Genomic DNA, 21,522 nt, shown 5'->3' with positions numbered 1-21,522 from the left:
AGTCATAAACCTTCTAATTCTGGCGAGTCGCTGGCGCGACGCGTATCAAAGTAATGTGTACGGCAATCCGGCTAAACGATTAGCCTACCGCGCCTTCCAATGTCACGTTCAAGAGCGCTTCAGCCTCTACCGCGAACTCCATCGGTAGCTCCTGGAAAACATCTTTACAGAAACCGTTAACAATCATACTGACCGCATCTTCCTCGGAAATACCCCGGCTCCGGCAGTAGAACAGCTGATCTTCACCAATTTTTGAGGTGGTGGCTTCATGCTCAATCGTTGCCGTGCTGTTACCGATTTCCTGATACGGGAAGGTGTGAGCGCCACACTTGTCGCCAATCAGCAGCGAATCACACTGCGTGAAGTTACGCGCGCCTTTGGCACGCGGGCCAATTTTCACCAGGCCGCGATAGGACTGGTCGCTCTTACCTGCCGAAATACCTTTGGCCACGATATAGGAACGCGTGCCTTCACCAATGTGAATCATCTTGGTACCGGTATCGGCCTGCTGGCGCCCGTTAGTAACGGCAACGGAGTAGAACTCACCAATGCTGTCTTTACCGCGCAGCACGCAGGAAGGATATTTCCAGGTAATGGCCGAGCCGGTTTCAACTTGGGTCCAGCTAATGCGTGAACGCGCGCCACGGCAGTCGCCACGTTTGGTCACGAAGTTATAGATGCCGCCCTTGCCGTTCTCATCACCGGGGTACCAGTTCTGGACGGTAGAGTATTTGATGTAGGCATCATCCAATGCGACAAGCTCAACTACAGCCGCGTGCAGTTGGTTCTCATCGCGCATCGGCGCGGTGCAACCTTCCAGATAAGAGACCTGAGCACGGTTTTCACAAATAATCAGCGTACGCTCAAACTGGCCGGTATTGGCCGCATTGATACGGAAGTACGTCGATAGCTCCATTGGGCAGGTAACGCCTTCAGGAACAAATACGAACGAGCCGTCGGTAAACACGGCTGAGTTAAGCGCGGCAAAGTAGTTATCGGCCACCGGCACGACGGTACCTAAATACTGCTTGATCAGCTCGGGATAATCGCGGATTGCCTCAGAAATGGAGCAGAAGATAACACCGGCTTCAGCCAGTTCCTTTTTAAAGGTCGTCGTTACGGATACTGAATCGAATACCGCATCGACTGCAACGCCGGCAAGCGCCGCCCGCTCGTGTAGTGGAATACCTAGCTTTTCGTAGGTTTCCAGCAGCTTGGGGTCTACTTCGTCGAGGCTTTGCGGGCCATCTTCAGGGCGCTTGGGCGCACTGAAGTAGGAAATCGCCTGGTAGTCGATAGGCGGATAATCAAGATGCGCCCAGGAAGGCTCTTTCATGGCCAACCACTGGCGGTAAGCGTCAAGACGCCATTCAAGCATCCACTCCGGCTCGCCCTTCTTCTTGGAGATAAACGCGATGGTATTTTCGTCTAGACCAGGTGGAAGCGTGTCGCTTTCAATATCGGTTACAAAGCCATCTTTGTATTCGCGACGAACCAACTGTTCCATTTCTTCGGTTGCCATGGTGTTACCCTCCGGGCAGTTGGTGGCGAGCACCGCTCGCCGTCAATTATAAATAAATGCGTATCAACGCTTATCGGGATTTGCGTATGTTCAGAACCCTGTATATCCAGAGCTATGCAGATACCGTCGATAGATTGATACTTTGAATTGGTAATTGTACGGGTAGCTTGAGAGGCGATGATGCCGCCAAATGGGCTAACGTTACGCTTTCAAGCAGGGTACGAATCGCGAGCGATACACGCTGCCAATTGTCGGCCACACCACACGTTGCGACCAACTCGCACTCTCCTTGGGCATGACTACATTCGGTCATCGCGACAGGGCCTTCAATCGCCGCAATAATATCCGCTGCGGTAATTTGTGACGCGGGTCTGGCAAGCCGATAACCGCCTTGCGCCCCTCGCTGTGACGCTAAAAGCCCCGCTCGGACCAACATCTTAAGCGTCTTGCTTACCGTTGGGTGCGGTAGCTGTACATCTTCCGCCAAGTCTGCAGCCGTATGCGATGCCTCTGGGTAACGCGCAATTTGTGCCATCACAACAGCGGCGTAATCTGTCAGCCGAGAAAGCTTGAGCATAGCGACTCCCGTTAGCCAGCAAATCATCAGGCTGGCTTGCGTGTTAATTGGGTACCATTTTAGTCCTGTATAAAATCGATGTGAAGCCCTATTGCCCAATTCTTGGCAAATTGCGTCAAGTTCTGGCACGTTCGCCACCGTTACCATCAAAAACAACAATCATTATCATTTAAGAATTTTATTGGCTATCCCACAAAAAAGCCCATCCACCAGGGATAGGCTTGTTATGGCTCAGCACCTGATTAACTGACCATCAGGCTTTTTTAACGAATTCAGATTTAAGCTTCATGGGGCCAATGCCATCAACTTTACAGTCGATATCATGATCACCTTCAACAATACGAATACTCTTGACCTTCGTGCCGACCTTAACAACCAACGAGCTGCCTTTGACCTTTAAATCTTTAATGACGGTCACACTATCGCCGTCAAAAAGGGGATTGCCGTTCGCATCGCGTACGCTGGGAGTATCGTCAGGGGCATCGGCATCCGCCGTTTTCGACCACTCATTACCACATTCCGGGCAGACGTACTGCAAGCCGTCATCGTAAGTAAACGTTGAGGCGCAGGCAGGACAATTAGGTAATTCGTTCATCAATGGCTCCATCACAAAAACCAGCAAAGCGATGGAGCCTACACCGGTTAGGCAAAATGCTCCAGTCCAAGGAGGCATTAGTCCCGCTGGTAGGTGCCTACAAGCCGGTCAATTCCCAATACGTGCGGCTCTACCTTCTCAAATAGCGCCGCGATACTTAGACCGTTTGGCAGATCCATTGGCTGATCCAAAGCAAGCACTAAAAAGTAGTAAAGGTGCTTACCATGCCCTTCTGGGGGCATAGGACCGCCGTAGCCCTGCTTGTCGAAGTCGTTATTGCCACAAGTGCCCAGCTGAGTGTTTTCATCCAGCCCGGCAATATCGCCGGGCAGGTTATAAAGGGTCCAGTGAACAAACCCGTAGCGGCCATCTTTTACCAGCGGCGCATCGGGGTCGTGGCAAATAACCGCAAACCCTTTTGTACCTTCAGGTACGTTATGCCACTCAAGAGGAGGTGATATATCATCGCCTTCCCCGGTATAGCGGGCAGGAATCGCCTGATGCTGCTCAAAAGCGGTGCTGGTGACTTCCATTGATGACAAAGCAAATGCCATAAGTTTCTCCCTGGTTAGCCAATCACTATGTCTACAGAGTGGTAGTAAATATCCAAGGCATCAACGTTAATTCAGATAACTCGCGTTGCGTTGCCACCACTGCTGCGCAATTACCACATTTTCTGCGTTGCTCTCGGGGCTTAGCACGGAGGGTAGCTGCACATAATTCCCACCGGTTTTAGACGTTAACAGCGGATCTTGTGTTGCCAGTTGAAGCGCGTAAAGCACCAGCATTTGTTCGTACTCATCCTGGGTATTCAAGCGCGCATACAAAAGTGGCACTGCGGGTAAGCCAATATCACCTAACCGCTCAGCGGCAATATAAAAGGTGCGGCGGTTATCTTGGTCGCCGTAATAGGAAACGAAGCGGCGATCAGAAAGCCGGCTCACATAGTAAGCAGCCTCTTCTTCAGGGCTCATGTACAGCGGCGGCACCCAGTCAGTCGCCGATACACTGCTGGAACTTGCAACGGGTGCTGCCTGAACAGGCTCATCATTCGTTTGAGGTGCGGTCGATGTCGTCCTGTGTTGCTTGCCTGCACACCCTGCCAATAGCACACTCCCAAGTAGCAGGACACATAACATGTTTTGCTTTATTTTCATGTTTCCTATGGGCTCCCCATGCAAATTACCACCATCATTTTTAAGACCAGCGACCCTGCTGCTTTAAGCGTCGTTTTACCCAGCCATCATAGAGCTTCCTTAACCCTGGTTTAATCACCGGCAGACCGATCAACCACGCAACCGGGCGTAAAAAGACAACCCGAGTCATTAACAGGCGATAGGCATCAATGCCTTCTACTATATCCCCATCAGCCCGCTCAACATGCAGCGACTTTAACGCAGTGTCAGGTTCTATACCCTTCTCTTGCAGTGTATGCCGGTGCTCACTGACATCACACCAACGAATATCGCTTGCCCCCTCGCCTGCCCAACGCTCATAACGCTGCCTGTCTTTGCGGCAGCGGGGACAAACCGCATCGTAGTAGACCTTAATTGTGTTGTCAGTGGGCATATAATACTCGGAGCGGACATTGAGGGGTTAAGTGTGGCACGTCGGCGGCACGACGCAACGCTAGTGATCCATCAGAGTAAGCGCGGCGTCTTTATGCATCGCAACATGATCGGTTTTGTCGCTTTTGATTTCATACTGCGGCTCCTCCTCACTGGCATAACGGTGATGACCTTTGTAGGTCGTATCCTGCGTATGTACGCGAGTGATATGTCCGCTTACATAGCCAGCCTCTGAGTTCCATTTTACGTGATCGCCCACCTTGAAGCGCTTAGCCATTCTTCACTCCTATTGTTTTCTACCTCTATGTTCTCCACCCCTATCATTCCCCATCCCTATCAGAACTTGGTTCACTGAACCTTAAGTGTAGATGTACTCACTCATAGCGCTAAGTATTCACCTGTGACGACACATAAGAGCCAGGTTGCTACCCTAGCATCCGGTAGACGCGCCACTTTAAAGAATGGCTGTTTGCCTTTGCGTGTCATTACTTCATCAGACAAGAGGCAGCCATGGCGGAATGCAAAAAACTGCTGATCATTGCGCACGCACCTTCCGAGAACACACAAAAGATGCTGAAGGCTGTGGTACACGGCGCGTCCCATCCTGACGTAGAAAAGGTGGTGGTAACATCGCTCACCCCGCTTGAAACACAACCGGACGATATTCTTTCAGCCGATGCGATTATTCTCGGTACCACTGAAAATCTGGGCTATATGGCAGGATTAGTGAAGGACGTATTTGATCGATGCTACTACGCCTGCCTTGATAAAACCGAGGGCTTACCGTTCGCGTTTTACGTTCGGGCGGGTCACGATGGCACCGGCACCCAGCGTGGAATTGAGAGCATTACCACCGGGCTGCGCTGGAGACTGATACAAGAGCCGCTTATTTGCCGGGGCGACTTCCAGGCAGATTTTATCGAGCAATGCGAAGAGCTGGGGCTATCTGTGGCTGCCAGCCTAGAGGCTGGGATTATTTAAGGCGAAAAAAAACGGCACCTTGATAGGTACCGTTTATCAGTGCATAGGGCTGGTTACTTCAAGCGCTCAAATACCGTCGCAACCCCCTGCCCCATACCAATGCACATGGTGGCCAGGCCTAACGTGGTGTCGCGCTGCTGCATAACGTTAAGCAGCGTGGTGCTGATGCGTGAACCGGAACAACCGAGAGGGTGGCCCAAGGCAATCGCACCACCGTTTAAGTTAACCTTTTCGTCCATGGCATCCAAAAAGCCCAGGTCTTTTAATACCGGCAGACTTTGCGCTGCAAAGGCTTCGTTAAGCTCGACAGTCTGGATATCATCCGACGAAAGCCCCGCCGCTTTCAGCGCCTTTTTCGAGGCAGGCACCGGGCCATAGCCCATAATGGATGCATCGCACCCAGCCACACCTGTGGAAAGCACTTTAGCGATAGGCTCAAGCCCCAACGCCTGGGCGCGCTCGTAGCTCATGATCGCCATGGCGGAAGCACCCACGGAAAGCGCTGACGACGTGCCTGCCGAGACGGTGCCGCTACGCGGATCAAACACCGGCTTAAGCTGGGCCATGGACTCAAAGCTTGCATCAGAGCGGATCACTTCATCGCTCTTGAACAGCACTTTAAAGCCGCGCTGGTCATGGCCTTCAACACCGACAATCTCGTTATCGAAGTAGCCTTTCTCCATTGCTGCCTGAGCACGCTGGTGCGAACGCACGCCAAACCGGTCCTGATCCTCCCGCGTAATACCGTGCATCTTACCTAGTAGCTCAGCGGTCAGCCCCATCATCATGGAGGCTTTAGCGGCGTATTTACTAATCGCAGGGTTTACATCAACCCCATGCGCCATGGGCACATGTTCCATGTGTTCTACACCACCAATGATGTAGAAATCGCCCATGCCCGCTTTGATATTCGCCGCTGCAATATGCAGCGCAGTCATGGAGGAGCCACACAGACGGTTAACGGTTTGAGCCGGCACCGAGCGTGGAATGCCGGTCATGATCGCCGCGTTGCGAGCAATGTTCATGGCTTGTTCAAGGGTCTGGTTAACGCAGCCCCAAATTACATCATCTACTTCAGAAGGGTCTAGATTGGGATTACGGGTAAACAACGCCTGCATGACAGCAGCGGACAGGTTTTCCGCACGAACGTTACGAAATGCGCCATGCTTGGCTTTTGCCATGGCGGTACGTACACCGTCGACCACCACGATATCTCTGGGATTCAAACTCATCTTATTTCTCCTGTTCGCGGTGACTTAGGCCTGACCGGGGGCGGGATAAAACTGCTCATTGTTCTTCGCCATTTGGCGCAGCTTTTCAGTCGGCGCGTACAGCGGGCCGAGCTCTTCAGCCAATCCTTCCGCCAGTTTGACGAACTCCGCCACGCCCATGGCGTCGATATAGCGCAGCGCGCCACCGCGGAAAGGCGGGAAACCAATACCGTAAATCAGCGCCATATCCGCTTCGGCAGGCGTATCAACAATATTGTCTTCCAGACAACGAACCGTCTCCATGCAGAGCGGCACCATCATGCGGGCAATAATATCCTCGTCGGAGAACTCTTTTTTGTCGCTAACCACTTCCTCGATTAACGCGTAGGCCTGCTCATCCGTTACTTTTTTGGGCTTGCCTTTTTTATCCTCTTCATAGGCATAAAAACCCTTGGCGTTTTTCTGGCCCAGGCGCTCGTTTTCGTACATCACCTGGATTGCCGTTTTGCCTTCACGCGCCATGCGGTCCGGGAAGCCTTCCGCCATGACGTCATTAGCGTGAACCGCCGTATCCATACCGACCACATCCAGCAGGTAAGCAGGCCCCATCGGCCAGCCAAACTTCTCCATGACCTTATCAACACGCTGGAAGTCGGCACCCTGCTCGACCAGGAAGCTGAAGCCGCCGAAATAGGGGAACAGCACACGGTTTACTAAAAAGCCGGGGCAGTCATTCACCACAATGGGCGTTTTCCCCATGGCACGAGCATAAGCCACCGTCGCCGCAACGGCTGCGTCAGAGGTTTTTTCACCGCGAATAACTTCAACCAGCGGCATGCGATGCACAGGGTTAAAAAAGTGCATGCCACAGAAATTTTCAGGGCGCTTCAGATTCTGAGCCAAGCGGTTAATCGAAATGGTCGATGTGTTGGAGGTCAGGATCGTATTCTCTCCTACCATCTCTTCGACTTCGCTGAGCACCGCACCTTTTACCTTGGGATTTTCAACAACCGCTTCAACCACCAAATCAACATTGCCGAAGTCGCCGTAGGAGAGCGTGGGGCGAATATTGGTCAGCTTTTCCGCCATTTGCTCACTGGTGAGTTTTTTACGCTCAACCTGCTTGGCGAATAGTTTACGGGACTCTTTCAGGCCCAGTTCAATGGCTTCATCCTTGATGTCTTTCATCAAGATAGGCGTGCCTTTAGAGGCGCTTTGGTAAGCAATACCACCGCCCATTATACCGGCGCCCAACACGGCCGTTTGCTTAACAGGCTGCGCCTGCTTTTCATACTTGCTGGCTTTCTTTTTGACGACCTGATCGTTCATAAACAGACCGACCAGGTTAAATGCCACGCTGCTTAGCGCAAGCTTGGCAAAGGCTTTCGCCTCAATGGCCTGGGCGCGACTGCGCTCTTCACCCGCACCTTTTTGAATAACCTTGATAGCTTCAATAGGCGCTGGATAGTGAGGGCCCGCTTTGCCGGCGACATACCCTTTGGCCGTTTCAAACGCCATCATTTGTTCGATAGCATTGAGCTTTAAGGGGCCTTTTTTCTCTGCGCGACGCGCCTGGTAATCAAGCTCGCCAGCGTTAGCGCGGTCGAGTATGTCTAGCGCCGCCTCCTCTAGCTGCTCGGGCGTGACCACGGCATCGACAGCGCCGTCTTTTAGCGCCGCATCGGCGCGGTTTTCAGTGCCACCGGCAATCCATTCAATCGCATTGTCAGCGCCAATCAAGCGTGGCAAGCGTACACAACCACCCCAGCCCGGCAAAATGCCCAGTTTGGTTTCCGGAAGTCCAATTTTAGCTTTTTCGCTCATCACGCGAAAATCCGTGGTGAGCAGCACTTCGCACCCGCCACCCAAGGCAAGGCCATTAATAGCGGCAACGGTTGGAAAAGGGAGATCTTCAATCGCATTAAATATCTCGTGCACCTTGAGGTTCATCTCTTCAAGGTACGCTTCACCTTTAGTGAACAGGCTATGAAACTCGGTGATATCCGCCCCGACAATGAATGCGTCTTTGCCGCTGCCAATCATCAGGCCCTGCAAGTCATCTACCGCCTGAAGAGCGCTAACGGCCTCTCCCAGCTCGGTAACAACAGCGCTGGAAAGCTTATTAACGGACTCATCTTTTAAATCAAAAATAAGCCGCGCGATGTGATGGCCACTCAGGGTGTCACGACGCTCCACCGTGATGGCATTGCCTTGATAGATCATCCGTGCTCTCTCCACAGGTTTGAACTGGCGCTCCTGTCAGCAGACTCTTGCAGCAAGTTTTAGCGACAAGTCCCTGGCTGGTTCGTCAGCATTTCATACGGTCGTTTGATAGCGTTAGCTTGGTTGAGTTATCCAACAACGTCAAGCCCTGACTTTTGGCTAATCCCTGCCAGGGAGTACACTTTCTCATCACCTAAATATTCCGTTATTAAGGACACATTAAGACGATTACCTGCTGGGCATCGACTTTTTTCAGAAACCCATGGATCATGATTTTTTTCACTATGGGTCATATATTCATGGGCGCCCTGTTAACACCGACGCGCATAAAAGCCATTCAGCACTTTACCGAGCGCTTAGTGGAGCGCATTAAACCCTGGAGCTGGCTATGGCCGGCCATGGCATTTTCAGCGGGAGTGGGCAGTTTTTTTCTGGTCGACCGTCAGCAGTGGCTAGGTGCGGCGCTAGCGCTGGGGCTGCTATTTACCTGGACGCTGCTGCTTTCTGAAAGTTTAATTGGCCGCTGGCTGGCCAAGCGCGGCCACCCTACCCTGCACCGTGGCGCCACTACGTTTATTGCCCAAATGATTCACCAGGAGACGCTGTTTTTTACCCTTCCGTTCATTTTAATTACGACGGTATGGAACAGCGGACAAACGCTATTTGCTCTCTTGGTCATTGGCATGGCGCTGTTATCAATTATCGACCCGCTTTATTACAAGGTAGCTGGCCGCTGGCGCAGTCTCTATTTTATTTTCCATGCGCTGTGCGTTTTTTTGGTGATGCTGGTAACGCTACCGATCATGCTCCATCTCACGACCGGACAAAGCCTTTTGTTAGCGATGTCTTTGATGGTACTGGTAGCGCTTCCCAGCTTTTGGCATTTACTCAAGCAGCGCTCGTTAAAACGCTGGTGCCTATTTCTAGGGCTAACGCTTGCACTTGCGTATGCTGCCTGGATAGGCCGTATTTGGGTGCCGCCCGCAAGCCTTTGGTTGACCAGCAGTGCGCTCTCCCCTTCGCTTGATATTCAGCAGCGAGAACCGCAGGGTTCCATTGCGCTGACGCCGGATGCTATTCGTGAAAACGGCCTTTATGTGTATACCGCGATCCGTGCCCCACGAGGATTAAGCGAAACTATTTACCACGCCTGGCGTCATAACGGTGAACCGTTAGATACCGTCCGGCTGGACATTAGTGGTGGGCGTGAACAGGGTTATCGGGCATGGAGTCATAAGCTTAACTTTCCTGCTGATCCATCAGGTGACTGGCGAGTAGATATCATGACCGATAGTGGTCAACGCGTGGGGCTGATTCGTTTTACGGTATCGGAAGACTTACAAAAGGCCTCTAAAGCCGATAGCGCTATTCACGCCAGCGGTTTAAGCAGACTTAATTTACGTCGTTTTGTGCCAGGAAGCCGTGAACGCTCTGACACGCCGACAAGCGACTAAGTCCGCCTATGGCTTGCAATCCAAGCCATAGCTAATGACAATCTACCCTCCCACTTTTTGGTAGCGAGTTGCCCATGGCTTCATCGATTGGTTTTCGTCTTGCACGCCTGCCGCATTTGTGGCGCTCAATTTTGGATCGTAGGCTCGCTCCTTTGGGGCTTACCCAAACGCGTTGGGTCACGCTTTATCATATCTGGCGCTTGGGTGAGGGACATCCCCAGTGCGACCTGGCGCGAGCGATTGGTGTTGAGGCCCCTTCACTTGTTCGTACACTGGGCCAACTTGAGGAGCAGGGTCTGGTTGAGCGACGCGCTTGTGATAGTGACCGACGCAGCAAGCGTATTTACCTTACGCCAGCAGCAATGCCGCTTTTAGAAAAAATTGATGCGGTGGTCACCCAAGCCCGTGGAGAGTTTTTTGTCGGGCTTGGTGAGCGTGAGCTTGAACAGCTTAATGAATGGTTGTCAATAATTGAATCAAACGGGCTAGCCATTCAAGCACGCGAGCAAGACCCCCCTACTGCTTAGGTGCTCATCTAGCGGTGATGCGCACCGTTTCGACTATCCAACGGCTTGCCTAGCGGCTGGTCCGATAAGCCGCTTAGCGCGCCCTTTAATTGCTTTACGTCTGCAAGATAAGTGGAAAAACGCTCGGCGGTTTGCGACTCCCACCACCAAAGCGTTAGCGCATAAGGCGTCGATTCAATCACTAGTGCATCCTGAGGCAGCCGCTCCAAGAGTGCTTTTAACGGCGCACTGGCACTTTCAGGTAAATCGCGCAACGGTGCAATACGCCAACGCCAGCCAGCATAATAGGGTTCTAGTACGGCACTGGCATTGCTGTCCCGTAGCAGCACAAAGTCCGGGCCTGGCGCATCCTGAGGATAGTGCCAACGATAAGCGGGCATGGTGCCCCTAAAATGGTGCAGCGGGGGTTTTTCCATTTTAACGCTGACCCCTTGTTGCTTAGCACCGTTACGCAACGCCATTTGCCTTACCTGACGCGGGCTTGGCTTGAGCCACATGACCGGCGCCATCACAAATAACAATACAAAAACGATAATTAACCATACCATCACTGCTTCCACCCTATTTCAGTCGTACGCTGTTAACACGTTAAAAAAACCATGACGCAGATCGTTGTTAAGATTGTCCATGCAGCTTAAAGTAAAGGTTATCTAACAAAGTTTGCTTCTTTGTTAATTATCGCCAAGGAGATAAGCCATGAGCTATCACCATATTCTGGTTGCCGTTGACCTAACAAAAGATTCTCACAAGGTACTAGAGCGCGCGATCGTTATCGCTGAGCGCAACAATGGTGCCAAAATCTCCATTATGCATACCCTTGAGCCTTTGGGTTTCGCCTATGGAGGTGATATCCCGATGGACCTTACCAGCATTCAAGACCAATTGGATGAGCATGCAAAGCAGCGCCTGGCTGAAATTGCGACCCCTCATATCGACAAGGCCGACCAGCACGTAGTGGTGGGCATGCCCGACACGGAAATTCATCGCTTCGCGGATGAACATAACGTTGATTTGATTGTGGTTGGCTCCCACGGAAGACACGGCTTTGCCCTGCTACTGGGTTCAACGTCAACAGGCGTGCTGCACGGCGCGCAGTGTGATGTACTCGCCGTACGGGTTGGCAAAAAGGGCGAGAGCAGCGACGAATAAGTATACGCGCTTATTCTCGGCGCCTTACTTGCATATCGAACGCTTCTGTTCAAAAAGCTACTATCCCCAAAGGCACCGACCAGGTGCCTTTGGGAACATACACTTGAGTTTCCGCTATTCGCCGTTGGCCATGGCTTCAAGCTCCATCCAGCGTTCCATGGCGGCTTCAAGCGCCTGCTGAGCATGCTCTAGCTCTTGTAGTTTCGCTGTTACCGCGCTGGCCTCCTGCTGATAAAACGCGGGATCGCCTACCACTTGCTCCAGCGCTTCGACACTGGCTTCAAGCCGCTCGATGTCGGCAGGCAATGCATCCAGCTCGCGCTGAAACTTATAGGAGAGCTTGACGTTTTTTTTAGCGGGCTCTTCAGGTGCCTTCTCGGGTGCTTTTTCCACCGCCGCGCTGGTGGGCTCGGTTTGTTGACGCGCCGCGCCTTCCCAAGGGGCAGGCGGTAGCTTACCGCCCTGACGTATCCAATCGGTGTAACCGCCCACGTATTCACGGACAACGCCTTCGCCTTCAAAGGCCAGCATGCTGGTCACCACATTGTCCATAAAGGTTCGGTCGTGGGAAACCAGTAGCAGCGTACCGTCAAAGTCCAGCAACAGCTCTTCAAGCAGCTCCAGGGTTTCCATATCCAGGTCGTTGGTCGGCTCATCAAGCACCAACACGTTGGCAGGTTGGGTAAACAGCTTGGCCAAGAGCAGGCGATTAGACTCCCCGCCCGACAGTGCTTTTACAGGCTGACGCACGCGGTCAGGCGTAAACAGGAAATCCTGCAGGTAGCTCATGACATGGCGATCCTTGCCACCGACGCTGACTCGGTCACTGCCTTGGGCCACGTTATCGTAAACTGTTTTTTCCAGTTCAAGTCCTGCACGCAGTTGGTCAAAGTAGGCCACTTTAAGGTTCGTGCCTAGCTGTACACTGCCTTCGGTCGGTGCTAGCTCACCCAACAGAATTTTAAGTAGTGTTGTTTTGCCCGCACCATTGCGCCCGAGAAAACCAATACGGTCGCCGCGCACGACTTCCAGATTCACATTACGCAGAATAACGTCGTTACCAAAGCGCTGAGTCACCCCTTTAAGCTCAACTACCCGCTTACCGGTACGTTCACCACTATCAACGGTCAGGTTAGCAGTGCCTTGGCGTTCACGGCGCTGGCTGCGCTCGTCGCGCATGGCTTCAAGAGCACGCACCCGTCCCTCATTACGGGTACGGCGCGCTTTAACCCCTTGGCGTATCCAGGTCTCTTCCTGCGCCAGCTTTTTATCGAACTCGGCATTTTCCCGCGCTTCAACTTCAAGCTCGTGCTGCTTGCGAGCCTGAAACTCTTCGTATTTGCCCGGGTAGCGGCCCAGCTTGCCACGATCAAGCTCAAGAATATTAGTCGCCAGCCTGGAAAGAAACGCCCGGTCGTGGGTAATCAACAGCACCGCACCATTAAAAGCCAGAAGCTGCTCTTCAAGCCATGCAATGGTGTCCAGGTCCAAATGGTTGGTCGGCTCATCAAGTAGAAGTAAATCAGGCTCAGACACCAGCGCTCGCGCTAACGCGACCCGGCGACGCCAGCCGCCTGAAAGAGAACTCATCTCAGTTTCAGGAGGAAGTCCCAGCCGCGTTAGCACAACATCAATACGCTGATGGAACGACCAGCCATCAATCGCTTCGATGCGGGTTTGCAACGTCGCCATGCGATTCATGTCCGGGTCGGGATCGTTGATCAAGTGCTGATATTCAGATAGCAGCTCGCCCGCCTCAGGCAGACCCTGTGCGACCATGTCGAAAATAGTCATGCCCGATGACTCAGGTAACTCCTGAGCCAACACCCCAATTTTCAAGCCAGGCGCTCGCCAAACCGAGCCGTCATCTGCCTGAATATCACCCGCCACTAATTTTAAAAGCGTAGATTTACCGGTGCCGTTGCGCCCGACCAGCGCCAGCCGCTCGCCTTTTTCGACCGTAAGGTCAGCGCGGTTCAACAGTACTTGGGTGCCGTAGGCAAGTTGCAGCTGTTCGAGTCGTAACAAGGTCACGCAGTATCCTCCATCGTCGTGAGGCGCACAGTGTAACGCATGGACAGCAGTAGAGGGGAAGCTTCACGCATTAGTCGATACGTGTGCTTAGCGTTACAATACTGGTTTGCTATTTTCGACGAAGGAGTAACGCTTGGCTTCATCGGCAGTCGATAACGTTTTACCTGAAGCGCTTCAATTTCGCCCTACGTCTCCGTTGGTCGATATTGGCGCTAATTTGACGCACGAAAGCTTTGATCGTGATCTTGATGACGTCATCGCGCGGGCTCATGCTGCTCATGTTAATACAATGATTGTCACGGGCACGGACCTGGCGCACGCCGAGCAGGCAATAGCCCTTTCCGGGCAATATCCCGGCCTTTTCGCAACGGCGGGCATTCACCCGCATGATGCCAGTTGCTGGAATGCAGAACTGGCAAACAAGATGAAAGCCTTGCACGCACATCCGAAGGTGGTCGCCGTTGGCGAATGCGGGCTGGATTTCAATCGCAATTTTTCGACGCCTGCCGAGCAAGAGCATGCGTTTGAAGCGCAGTTGGCACTAGCTGTTGAAAGCGGCCTACCGCTTTTTCTACATGAGCGCGATGCAGGCGCGCGAATGCGCGAAATACTGGCCGCTTGGCGCGATGATATCAGCGACGCGGTTGTACACTGCTTTACCGCTGACCGCGATACGCTGTACGGCTATCTGGACCTGGATATGCATATTGGTCTGACCGGCTGGATTTGCGATGAGCGTCGCGGCCATCACTTGCGTCCGCTGGTTAACGATATTCCGCTGGAGCGCTTGATGGTGGAGACCGACTGCCCTTACCTGCTGCCCCGCAATCTACTCGCTAAACTCAAAGGGCGCCGCCATGAGCCAGCGCTTCTGCCGTGGATCGTAAAAGAAATTGCCCAGTGGCGCGGTATCAGCGAAGCTGAACTAGGTAGCGCCACGACGCAAACTGCACAGCGCTTTTTCCGCCTGCCTACAGAATCTTGAAAGGAGTACGAGCGTGGCCGATTACCCAGGATTTATTGCCATTGAAACGGGCGAAGAAGATGGCCTCCCCCTTGCCATAGCCTGGTCATTGCCTGATGGACGCGTTAAGGAAACCTTGATCCAACCAGACGATAGCTGGATCAAGGAAGATACCAATGCCATGGGCACTTACAGCATCGAGGAACTTGAGAGCCTGGGCGTTAGCCCCCTTGAGGTGATCCGCGAGCTGGAAAACGATTACTTCTCCGCCACTCTTTATACCAGCGACAATGGTGAGGACGAGGCGGCGCTGGCGCGTCTATTTGATACGTATGGGCTGGACCCTTTTGTAGAACTGGCGCCGGCATCGGTGCTCTACCCGTCTATCACGCCGGGTGAATGGCACCGCCAGCGACGTGAGACATTCAGCGAGCTGGGCCTGGAGCCCATGCGCCCCGAACATGAGCTTGAGGTCATGCTGTCCTTGCACCAGCGCTTAACCGAAACGGATTAAGCATTAGCAGCCACAGGCGCTTGACCCAAGACTGCCTGGCCTTGGGTAATCGCAGCGGCTAGTGGCTCTTTGCGCTGATAAAACGACGTCAACGCCACATAAAGGGCGTTGGCGCGCGTGGGCAGGCCTTCTTGTAAATAGCGCTGCTTTCGGGCGTTTACCTTCTCCGCAAATGCGTCACGATCGACGTCAACATCGCCCCCCAAGTTATCCACGCTGACATGAAAGATGCGCCCACACGCGTCGGCAAACAGTGACTCCAACGCCTGAGGGGCAATTTCGGCTTGCTCAAAAGCGCTCTGCTCCTGGGCATTACGCCCATCGGGCAAATACCAGTAGCCATAATCTTCCAACTGACGGCGCTTGGCACCGGCAATACACCAGTGGCTAATTTCATGCAGGGCGCTGGCATAAAACCCACGGGCAAAGATAATCTGATGATAAGGCGCTTCCTTACTTGCCGGTCGATAAAGCGGCTCATCTTCACCCCGCACTAACCGGGTTTGATAGCGCGGCATAAAAATGCCATCAAAGAGTGCCGTAATATCCTCAAGTAACCACTTGTCGTCTGCGTGAACCACAATATCCTCGTTATTTAAGGCCTTTTTGCCTAGTATAACGGCCCTCGTTAGGTAGGCTGAAGTCTAAACGGCAAAAACCAGCGACTCCTGCTAATCTAGCGGCGTTTTATAGATTACTTTACTAACGGAGAGCCTTTCCTTGGCCCGCTTTGCTGACGATATCAAAACCACCTACTGGCCAGAAACCCGTGCCTTAATTTTATTGGCGCTGCCTATTTGTGGCGCGCAGCTTGCCCAGGCTGGCATGGGGGTAGTCGATGTCATGATGACGGGACGCTTTAACGCTACGTCGCTGGCAGCAGTCTCAGTAGGTACCAGTTTATGGGCGCCCTTGATGCTCTTTATGACGGGCACGCTCATGGGGCTTACCCCTATTGTCGCTTATCACCTCGGCGGACAGCGAAGCAATGCCATTCGCCCTGCGGTTCATCAAGGATTATGGGTGGCCTTGGTGCTAGGCATTATCGCCGCGATTCTGCTTAGAACCAGCGTCATGCCCATTTTCGAATTAATGGATGTACCGGCTCAAGTCGCTCAAGAATCAGCTGCTTATCTTTCAGCGGTGGCGTTCGGTATGCCCGGTATTGCCCTCTTTCAAGCATTACGCGCGTTTTCGGATGGCATGAACCATACGCGGCCATCATTGTGGATCAGTGTCATCGGTTTGCTCGTGAATATTCCGGCCAACTACCTGCTGATCTACGGCGGCGACGGGCTGGTCAATTTGTTGGGTAGCGGCGTTCCCGATATTCTGCAACAAATTCCGGCCATGGGTGCCTTTGGCTGTGGGATCGCGACGGCTATCTCCATGTGGACCATGATGTTAATCATGCTGCTGTATACTCGCCGAGGGCGTGCTTACCAAAACGTGTCGCTATGGCACCGTTTTACGCCTCCACAGCTGGCGGGTATTAAAGAGCTGATTTTTGTAGGCATGCCGATTGGCGTGGCCATTTTTGTTGAGGTGACCCTGTTCACCTTGATCGCCCTGTTTGTTGCTAGCCTGGGCGAGATAACCGTAGGTGCTCACCAAATCGCGCTCAGCTTTACTTCTATTCTGTTTATGCTGCCGCTTTCATTGAGCATGGCATTAACGGTACGCGTGGGTAATACCCTAGGCCAGCATCGCCTGACACTGGCTCGCCAGGTCGCATGGAATGGTGTGGTGGTGAGTATACTGATTGCGGCGTTTAACAGCCTCTTTTTGTGGCTAACTGCCAAGCCGGTGATTGCCTTGTATACCTCGAACTCTGAGATACAGGCGCTAACCCTTACCCTCATCGCCCTTGCGGTCATCTTCCAGCTCTCTGATTCGCTTCAGGTGAACCTGGCAGGCGCGCTACGAGGGTATAAGGACACCCGCATCGTCATGGTCATTACAGTGCTTTCCTACTGGCTTGTAGGCCTTGGAGGCGGTTACTGGTTAGGTGTGCATGGTGCAAGCGGTTTAACCGAGCCTTTAGGTGTTCATGGGTACTGGATAGGCTTGATTGCAGGGCTTAGCACCGCCGCACTGTTGTTGGCCTGGCGTTTAAAATGGATTAGCCGACAGGGGTAAGAAGTGACAAACCAGTGGCTTCTTTTCGTTATGTTCACGGCAATGTCGATTTTGGCAGGTTGCAGCGATCATGAGGCAGAGCAGCCATGGGTCGCCTATCACCAGCAATTAGCCGAAGACCTTTCCTCGCCTCCGCGCGAGCGCACAGAGGTATCCAACATAGGGGTATTTCCAGAACGCCAAGAAAGGCTGATTGAGGTAGCTGAAACCCGCGATGGCATACTCAATATTTACGCGTTGCGCGAGTGTCACATCACGTCGCTGATTGCAGCCCGCAACAATCAGCTTGGCCGGGTTGCGCCGCCCAGCCAGCACTGGCTTTACGAGCGTGAGTTATGGCAACGCTTGGCGGCATGCCAGGAAAGCGATGTCCCTGACCGGTTAAGCGAGCGCGATAAAGAGCGCCTTGAGCAGCTTACTGCTCTGAAAACAGCCCAACTATCCGCTGTTAGCTGGAATGCTATTTTCGATTCTGATGAGTGGATAAAAAGCTTCTCTCGGGCAAGCCAACCGCTAGCGATGAGTGATTTTCCAGCGATTGCGCAGCAGCTTGCCGCTGTCGATTATTTGCAGCAGATGGTAGATAGCCAGTTTAGCCAAGCATGGCAGCAAGACTCCTCTCAGCTTGAAAACCACCTCAAGCACCTTCAAGAACGCCCCTTAACTGCCGAGATACTGCGCACATTGCTACTTGCCGAACAACGTTTGCAAGACGCCAGCGAGTACTTACCCCAGCATGATCCACACCATGAAGCGTGTTTAACAGCGTGGGACACTGAAGCCCTGGACCTCCTTGAAGCTAACGCGCAACAGTGGCTACTCGCTATCAACAGGCTGATAAACAGCCAAAGCGCTGCCTTGCCAGAAGCGGTACGTGTTTACCAAACCCAATGGCTCGCGCTTGATAACGCACAAGCGCCTTGGCAGCAGTATCAGCAGGCCAAAACGCACCACTTATCGCTTAGAGAAATGCACTCAGTCTGTTTAAGCGATTAAATATTCGCCTCCCTCTTAACCTTATGGGCAACCTGTGCTATTGGTGAAGGATGCGGTAAGCATTTCTTGTTTACCAATGTCGTGGCCACGCAGCATTAGGAGGGACATCATGGGCGTATCCCAGTCACCCCGCTCTGCCCAGGTCATCGACCTGGATACCGTGCGCCTGCGTCAGCAGGCGCAAAAAAGTTTGGTTCGTTTAGCGCCCGAGTTAGACGGGTTGGAAATGGTATACCAGCTCGCTGCGAGCCCCGATTCCTATTTTGGCATGCCCATTCTGGCCTGGGGCTTAAGAGCCGATGGCCATGTTGTTGGGTTGGTGCCCTGGATGGAAACACTAACCGCCTGCCAAGAGGTGGATAGCCAGGAAAACGGCTATTTTGTTGGCTATCGCGATCCAGAAACAGAAGAGATCTTTGAGTCACCGCCCGACCACAAATATTACGAGCTGACGGCTGCCGCTGACTATTTTGAGTATGAAGCGTCGGGAGACGTTACGCTCATCCAGCAAATTCCCGATACCCTGGGCACTCATGCATTGTGCATGAATCACCCCAATGCACCGTGGCATATGAAACCCGTTTACGGATGGCGTTTGTACAGCGATGGCTCTATTGATGCCTTACTTGCTGATGAAGAAAAGGCCACAATGACACCCATTCTGTTGGGTGATAAGTGCCTCTACAGTGCACGCTCCTGCCACCCGAGCGTTTATTACTTTCAGCGCCATATCGCTAACCGTATTCTTGAGGAAGATCCCGCTACCCTTGAGACATTAGCCATGATGGTCGTGCCAGGCGATTAACGTATGAGGCGGTACACCTGTTTAATTATGCGCACCGTGCGAGGCTATTCACCATTAGTCGATTTTTTGCCGCGCACGGCTGCACATCTTTACGCTAAGCGTATAAAGTAAACGTAGCTTTCTGCTGATTCACTGCGGTCGACAAGCTCATGACCCAAAAATTGACAAAATTTAGGTACATCACGCGTGGTAGCAGGATCTGTTGCCACAACTTTAAGCACTTGACCTGAGCTCATATCACGCACCTTGTTGTGCATTAGCATGATAGGTTCAGGACAATAAAGCCCTGTGGTGTCCAGAACGGTGTCGTAGTGGGGTGAGGCATCAGTCGTGTCAGCCATTCATATCCTCGGTTTAGGAACTAGATAGCATGATTAAAGTTATCATCGAACGGCGTATTATGCCTGGCCTTGAAGATGAGTATGAACAGGCCGCACGCGAAGTCATGCGTGTTTCGCTCGGTGTCAGAGGCTTTGTCAGCGGTGAAACGCTGGCACAACAAGGCCATACGGATCGACGCTTGATGATTACCAAATGGCGCGATTTACGCGCCTGGAAAGAGTGGCACGCCAGCGATGCGCGTGCCACTGCGATGCAACGTATTTTACCGCTATTAACAGAAGACGAGACGATCCGCATCTATGAAGCGGGCTATTAACACCTTAGTGGGTTAGCCTTACGTGCACAGTCACTTCTTCCCGGTCGTGATAAAGGTGCCTACAGTTTATGTGGGCACCAACACCCGCGTTTTTAAGCGCTTCTTCCAATGTTTCCAAACAGCGCGTTACTTCATCCCAACGTTTCTTCATGGGTAGTTTGAGGTTAAAAATAGCCTCTCTACACCATTTACGCGTTAGCCAACGCTCGACCATCGCCAGCACCCGTACGGGCTTATCCACGATGTCACATACCAGCCAATCCAAACACTGAGGCGGCTCCCAGGTAAAGCCATCTTCTTTAAGGTGATCAACTTGCCCAGTGGCCATTAGCTGCTTATCCATTGGCCCATTATCAATGGCATAAACGTACATGCCCCGCTGCACCAACTGCCATGTCCATCCACCGGGCGCGGCTCCTAGATCTGCTGCCTGCATATGCGCACTCAAGCGCTCCTCCCACTCTTCGCGTGGGATAAACTCATGCCATGCTTCTTCCAGTTTAAGCGTAGAGCGGCTTGGTGCACGCGAAGGGAAGCGCAACCGACGAATACCGTTAAGCAGCTCGCTACGATTACCGGGAAAACTTATGCCTAGCTGGGCGCGATCACCATCGGTCCAAAAAATATGTAACCGACGCCCACCTGCCTTGCCGCGTAGTGCACCGCGTTTTTTTAACATGCTTTGCAACGGCTTGGTAAGGGCTTTGATCAGGCCAACCAGCGCCTTACCATCATTAGTATCGGGCGTTTCATGCCAGATTTCTTCAAAACTCCAGCCGCTAGCTTTAACCTGCTCTAAAATAGCGGTTAATCGATCGTCTCGTGACAGGGTGAGTGCTGGTAAGGCCGCTAGGCTTTGGCGAGCAAAAATAAGCCTTTTAAAAGCCGCCCGCCGGTGCAAGTCATTAACGGGTTCATCGTCTGTTCGCGTTAGGCTGACCCACCCTTCCCCATAAGCAGGTTCACAGGGTACCCCTTGGTGCTTTGCATGGTGCTGCATTTCTGACAGCGCATCACGTTCAAAACCAGGGCGGCAGTAAACTAACCACGATGTCGGTACCGTTTCACTCACCACTTCACCTCAAATTGCGTCTATCACCCAAAGTGACAGCCGGTTGATATAGTCGCTGGGGACGCATCATACCATTAACACGTGTGCTTTATTTTCTTCCACACATACAAAAAACCCAGCCGATTGGCTGGGTTCTTCGTTAAATAAGTGCCTGACGATGACCGGGGCGGCCATCCGCCGGCCGACGCTCCGGGACTCTCGCATGGGGAGACCCTTTTCTTTCTTCATGTACAGAAAAATCCCCCGAGGCCTGAGCTCCGGGGGATTTTTCACAATAAGTGCCTGACGATGACCTACTCTCGCATGGGGAGACCCCACACTACCATCGGCGCTAAGCGGTTTCACTACTGAGTTCGGCAAGGGATCAGGTGGTTCACGCTCGCTATGGTCGTCAGGCGTAACGGGCAATGTACATCATGCTGTGTTGGGTGATCGTCTCTCGTGCCAGGCGGTTTTCTCGCCCAGCGCGCGTATCCGGTAGTCATCGTTGTCACTGCGACCAGACCCCTTGGGTGTTATAGGGTCAAGCCTCA

24 protein-coding genes and 1 rRNA gene are annotated in these 21,522 nt (G+C 52.8%); 10 read left to right on the top strand and 15 right to left on the bottom strand.

Going from position 1 to position 21,522, the window contains the following annotated elements:
* Nucleotides 1–79: 79 nt before the first annotated feature.
* The 7 genes from sufB to INT20_RS10970 form a co-directional block, all read right to left on the bottom strand.
* Nucleotides 80–1,522, bottom strand: a complete 1,443-nt coding sequence (gene sufB / locus INT20_RS11000) for a Fe-S cluster assembly protein SufB (RefSeq protein ID WP_172118324.1) — start codon at nt 1,520–1,522, stop codon at nt 80–82.
* Between the two features lie 112 nt (nt 1,523–1,634).
* On the bottom strand, nt 1,635–2,099 hold the full coding sequence (locus INT20_RS10995) for an SUF system Fe-S cluster assembly regulator (RefSeq protein ID WP_193055128.1): 465 nt from the start codon (nt 2,097–2,099) through the stop codon (nt 1,635–1,637).
* A gap of 253 nt (nt 2,100–2,352) precedes the next feature.
* On the bottom strand, nt 2,353–2,694 hold the full coding sequence (locus INT20_RS10990; protein ID WP_193055129.1) for a zinc ribbon domain-containing protein YjdM: 342 nt from the start codon (nt 2,692–2,694) through the stop codon (nt 2,353–2,355).
* A gap of 77 nt (nt 2,695–2,771) precedes the next feature.
* Nucleotides 2,772–3,248 carry a YbhB/YbcL family Raf kinase inhibitor-like protein gene (locus tag INT20_RS10985; RefSeq protein WP_193055130.1) on the bottom strand — a complete coding sequence of 159 codons (477 nt, stop codon included), beginning with the start codon at nt 3,246–3,248 and terminating at the stop codon, nt 2,772–2,774.
* A 66-nt stretch (nt 3,249–3,314) separates the two neighbouring features.
* Complete coding sequence (locus INT20_RS10980) at nt 3,315–3,851, bottom strand: hypothetical protein (protein ID WP_193055131.1); 537 nt, start codon at nt 3,849–3,851, stop codon at nt 3,315–3,317.
* 40 nt (nt 3,852–3,891) lie between these two features.
* Nucleotides 3,892–4,263, bottom strand: coding sequence for a thiol-disulfide oxidoreductase DCC family protein (locus INT20_RS10975; RefSeq protein ID WP_193055132.1), 372 nt, complete (start codon nt 4,261–4,263; stop codon nt 3,892–3,894).
* A 60-nt stretch (nt 4,264–4,323) separates the two neighbouring features.
* The gene (locus INT20_RS10970) at nt 4,324–4,539 is read right to left on the bottom strand and encodes a hypervirulence associated TUDOR domain-containing protein (RefSeq protein ID WP_172118329.1); all 216 of its coding nucleotides are present in this window, start codon (nt 4,537–4,539) and stop codon (nt 4,324–4,326) included.
* 233 nt (nt 4,540–4,772) lie between these two features.
* On the opposite strand from INT20_RS10970, the gene INT20_RS10965 reads away from it, so the two are divergent.
* Entirely contained in the window at nt 4,773–5,243 is a 471-nt protein-coding gene (locus INT20_RS10965; protein WP_193055133.1) for a flavodoxin family protein, read from the top strand.
* Nucleotides 5,244–5,296: 53 nt separating this feature from the next.
* Here INT20_RS10965 and fadA read toward each other — a convergent pair whose 3' ends face one another.
* Both fadA and fadB read right to left on the bottom strand, forming a co-directional pair.
* Nucleotides 5,297–6,475 (bottom strand): acetyl-CoA C-acyltransferase FadA, encoded by a 1,179-nt coding sequence (gene fadA, locus INT20_RS10960; protein WP_172118331.1) that lies wholly within the window; start codon nt 6,473–6,475, stop codon nt 5,297–5,299.
* A gap of 24 nt (nt 6,476–6,499) precedes the next feature.
* Nucleotides 6,500–8,677 carry a fatty acid oxidation complex subunit alpha FadB gene (gene fadB / locus INT20_RS10955; protein WP_193055134.1) on the bottom strand — a complete coding sequence of 726 codons (2,178 nt, stop codon included), beginning with the start codon at nt 8,675–8,677 and terminating at the stop codon, nt 6,500–6,502.
* A 299-nt stretch (nt 8,678–8,976) separates the two neighbouring features.
* Between fadB and INT20_RS10950 the strand changes: the two genes are divergently transcribed.
* On the top strand, nt 8,977–10,131 hold the full coding sequence (locus INT20_RS10950; RefSeq protein ID WP_193056959.1) for a DUF5924 family protein: 1,155 nt from the start codon (nt 8,977–8,979) through the stop codon (nt 10,129–10,131).
* A 74-nt stretch (nt 10,132–10,205) separates the two neighbouring features.
* Nucleotides 10,206–10,658, top strand: a complete 453-nt coding sequence (gene slyA, locus INT20_RS10945) for a transcriptional regulator SlyA (RefSeq protein WP_193055135.1) — start codon at nt 10,206–10,208, stop codon at nt 10,656–10,658.
* An 8-nt stretch (nt 10,659–10,666) separates the two neighbouring features.
* On the opposite strand, the gene INT20_RS10940 is transcribed toward slyA, so the two are convergent.
* Nucleotides 10,667–11,206, bottom strand: coding sequence for a preprotein translocase subunit YajC (locus INT20_RS10940; RefSeq protein WP_193055150.1), 540 nt, complete (start codon nt 11,204–11,206; stop codon nt 10,667–10,669).
* Nucleotides 11,207–11,354: 148 nt separating this feature from the next.
* On the opposite strand from INT20_RS10940, the gene INT20_RS10935 reads away from it, so the two are divergent.
* The gene (locus INT20_RS10935) at nt 11,355–11,807 is read left to right on the top strand and encodes a universal stress protein (RefSeq protein ID WP_087111656.1); all 453 of its coding nucleotides are present in this window, start codon (nt 11,355–11,357) and stop codon (nt 11,805–11,807) included.
* A 114-nt stretch (nt 11,808–11,921) separates the two neighbouring features.
* On the opposite strand, the gene INT20_RS10930 is transcribed toward INT20_RS10935, so the two are convergent.
* Entirely contained in the window at nt 11,922–13,841 is a 1,920-nt protein-coding gene (locus INT20_RS10930; protein ID WP_193055136.1) for an ATP-binding cassette domain-containing protein, read from the bottom strand.
* 133 nt (nt 13,842–13,974) lie between these two features.
* Here INT20_RS10930 and INT20_RS10925 point away from each other — a divergent pair, with 133 nt between their 5' ends.
* Nucleotides 13,975–14,826, top strand: a complete 852-nt coding sequence (locus INT20_RS10925; RefSeq protein ID WP_193055137.1) for a TatD family hydrolase — start codon at nt 13,975–13,977, stop codon at nt 14,824–14,826.
* 13 nt (nt 14,827–14,839) lie between these two features.
* Nucleotides 14,840–15,319 carry a hypothetical protein gene (locus INT20_RS10920; RefSeq protein WP_193055138.1) on the top strand — a complete coding sequence of 160 codons (480 nt, stop codon included), beginning with the start codon at nt 14,840–14,842 and terminating at the stop codon, nt 15,317–15,319.
* Here INT20_RS10920 and INT20_RS10915 read toward each other — a convergent pair.
* Nucleotides 15,316–15,900 (bottom strand): elongation factor P hydroxylase, encoded by a 585-nt coding sequence (locus tag INT20_RS10915; RefSeq protein WP_193055139.1) that lies wholly within the window; start codon nt 15,898–15,900, stop codon nt 15,316–15,318. The genes INT20_RS10920 and INT20_RS10915 overlap by 4 nt on opposite strands.
* A 139-nt stretch (nt 15,901–16,039) precedes the next feature.
* Here INT20_RS10915 and INT20_RS10910 point away from each other — a divergent pair, with 139 nt between their 5' ends.
* The 3 genes from INT20_RS10910 to INT20_RS10900 all read left to right on the top strand — a co-directional run bounded on the left by INT20_RS10910 (nt 16,040) and on the right by INT20_RS10900 (nt 19,259).
* Nucleotides 16,040–17,458, top strand: coding sequence for an MATE family efflux transporter (locus INT20_RS10910; RefSeq protein ID WP_193055140.1), 1,419 nt, complete (start codon nt 16,040–16,042; stop codon nt 17,456–17,458).
* A gap of 3 nt (nt 17,459–17,461) precedes the next feature.
* Nucleotides 17,462–18,454 carry a DUF3080 family protein gene (locus INT20_RS10905; RefSeq protein WP_319643854.1) on the top strand — a complete coding sequence of 331 codons (993 nt, stop codon included), beginning with the start codon at nt 17,462–17,464 and terminating at the stop codon, nt 18,452–18,454.
* Between the two features lie 109 nt (nt 18,455–18,563).
* Entirely contained in the window at nt 18,564–19,259 is a 696-nt protein-coding gene (locus INT20_RS10900) for a hypothetical protein (RefSeq protein WP_193056956.1), read from the top strand.
* 89 nt (nt 19,260–19,348) lie between these two features.
* On the opposite strand, the gene tusA is transcribed toward INT20_RS10900, so the two are convergent.
* Complete coding sequence (gene tusA, locus INT20_RS10895; RefSeq protein WP_087111670.1) at nt 19,349–19,600, bottom strand: sulfurtransferase TusA; 252 nt, start codon at nt 19,598–19,600, stop codon at nt 19,349–19,351.
* A 29-nt stretch (nt 19,601–19,629) separates the two neighbouring features.
* On the opposite strand from tusA, the gene INT20_RS10890 reads away from it, so the two are divergent.
* Nucleotides 19,630–19,917 carry an antibiotic biosynthesis monooxygenase family protein gene (locus tag INT20_RS10890; protein ID WP_087111672.1) on the top strand — a complete coding sequence of 96 codons (288 nt, stop codon included), beginning with the start codon at nt 19,630–19,632 and terminating at the stop codon, nt 19,915–19,917.
* Nucleotides 19,918–19,921: 4 nt separating this feature from the next.
* Here the strand turns inward: INT20_RS10890 and rlmM are convergent, their stop codons facing one another.
* Both rlmM and rrf read right to left on the bottom strand, forming a co-directional pair.
* Nucleotides 19,922–20,992, bottom strand: a complete 1,071-nt coding sequence (gene rlmM / locus INT20_RS10885; protein WP_193056955.1) for a 23S rRNA (cytidine(2498)-2'-O)-methyltransferase RlmM — start codon at nt 20,990–20,992, stop codon at nt 19,922–19,924.
* Between the two features lie 277 nt (nt 20,993–21,269).
* Nucleotides 21,270–21,385 (bottom strand): 5S ribosomal RNA (rrf, locus tag INT20_RS10880).
* Nucleotides 21,386–21,522 lie beyond the last annotated feature (137 nt).

It is taken from the genome of Halomonas citrativorans, from assembly GCF_014898005.1.
In the GTDB taxonomy this organism is placed as follows: domain Bacteria; phylum Pseudomonadota; class Gammaproteobacteria; order Pseudomonadales; family Halomonadaceae; genus Vreelandella; species Vreelandella citrativorans.
Note: the sequence above shows the minus strand (reverse complement) of the source record. Positions and strands in the feature narration are given on the sequence as shown.

What these genes read in the sequence shown, in the direction of transcription:
- sufB (WP_172118324.1), bottom strand. Translation starts at nt 1,522, where the DNA reads ATGGCAACCGAAGAAATGGAACAGTTGGTTCGTCGCGAATACAAAGAT.
- INT20_RS10995 (WP_193055128.1), bottom strand. Translation starts at nt 2,099, where the DNA reads ATGCTCAAGCTTTCTCGGCTGACAGATTACGCCGCTGTTGTGATGGCA.
- INT20_RS10990 (WP_193055129.1), bottom strand. Translation starts at nt 2,694, where the DNA reads ATGAACGAATTACCTAATTGTCCTGCCTGCGCCTCAACGTTTACTTAC.
- INT20_RS10985 (WP_193055130.1), bottom strand. Translation starts at nt 3,248, where the DNA reads ATGGCATTTGCTTTGTCATCAATGGAAGTCACCAGCACCGCTTTTGAG.
- INT20_RS10980 (WP_193055131.1), bottom strand. Translation starts at nt 3,851, where the DNA reads ATGAAAATAAAGCAAAACATGTTATGTGTCCTGCTACTTGGGAGTGTG.
- INT20_RS10975 (WP_193055132.1), bottom strand. Translation starts at nt 4,263, where the DNA reads ATGCCCACTGACAACACAATTAAGGTCTACTACGATGCGGTTTGTCCC.
- INT20_RS10970 (WP_172118329.1), bottom strand. Translation starts at nt 4,539, where the DNA reads ATGGCTAAGCGCTTCAAGGTGGGCGATCACGTAAAATGGAACTCAGAG.
- INT20_RS10965 (WP_193055133.1), top strand. Translation starts at nt 4,773, where the DNA reads ATGGCGGAATGCAAAAAACTGCTGATCATTGCGCACGCACCTTCCGAG.
- fadA (WP_172118331.1), bottom strand. Translation starts at nt 6,475, where the DNA reads ATGAGTTTGAATCCCAGAGATATCGTGGTGGTCGACGGTGTACGTACC.
- fadB (WP_193055134.1), bottom strand. Translation starts at nt 8,677, where the DNA reads ATGATCTATCAAGGCAATGCCATCACGGTGGAGCGTCGTGACACCCTG.
- INT20_RS10950 (WP_193056959.1), top strand. Translation starts at nt 8,977, where the DNA reads ATGGGCGCCCTGTTAACACCGACGCGCATAAAAGCCATTCAGCACTTT.
- slyA (WP_193055135.1), top strand. Translation starts at nt 10,206, where the DNA reads ATGGCTTCATCGATTGGTTTTCGTCTTGCACGCCTGCCGCATTTGTGG.
- INT20_RS10940 (WP_193055150.1), bottom strand. Translation starts at nt 11,206, where the DNA reads ATGGTATGGTTAATTATCGTTTTTGTATTGTTATTTGTGATGGCGCCG.
- INT20_RS10935 (WP_087111656.1), top strand. Translation starts at nt 11,355, where the DNA reads ATGAGCTATCACCATATTCTGGTTGCCGTTGACCTAACAAAAGATTCT.
- INT20_RS10900 (WP_193056956.1), top strand. Translation starts at nt 18,564, where the DNA reads ATGGGCGTATCCCAGTCACCCCGCTCTGCCCAGGTCATCGACCTGGAT.
- tusA (WP_087111670.1), bottom strand. Translation starts at nt 19,600, where the DNA reads ATGGCTGACACGACTGATGCCTCACCCCACTACGACACCGTTCTGGAC.
- INT20_RS10890 (WP_087111672.1), top strand. Translation starts at nt 19,630, where the DNA reads ATGATTAAAGTTATCATCGAACGGCGTATTATGCCTGGCCTTGAAGAT.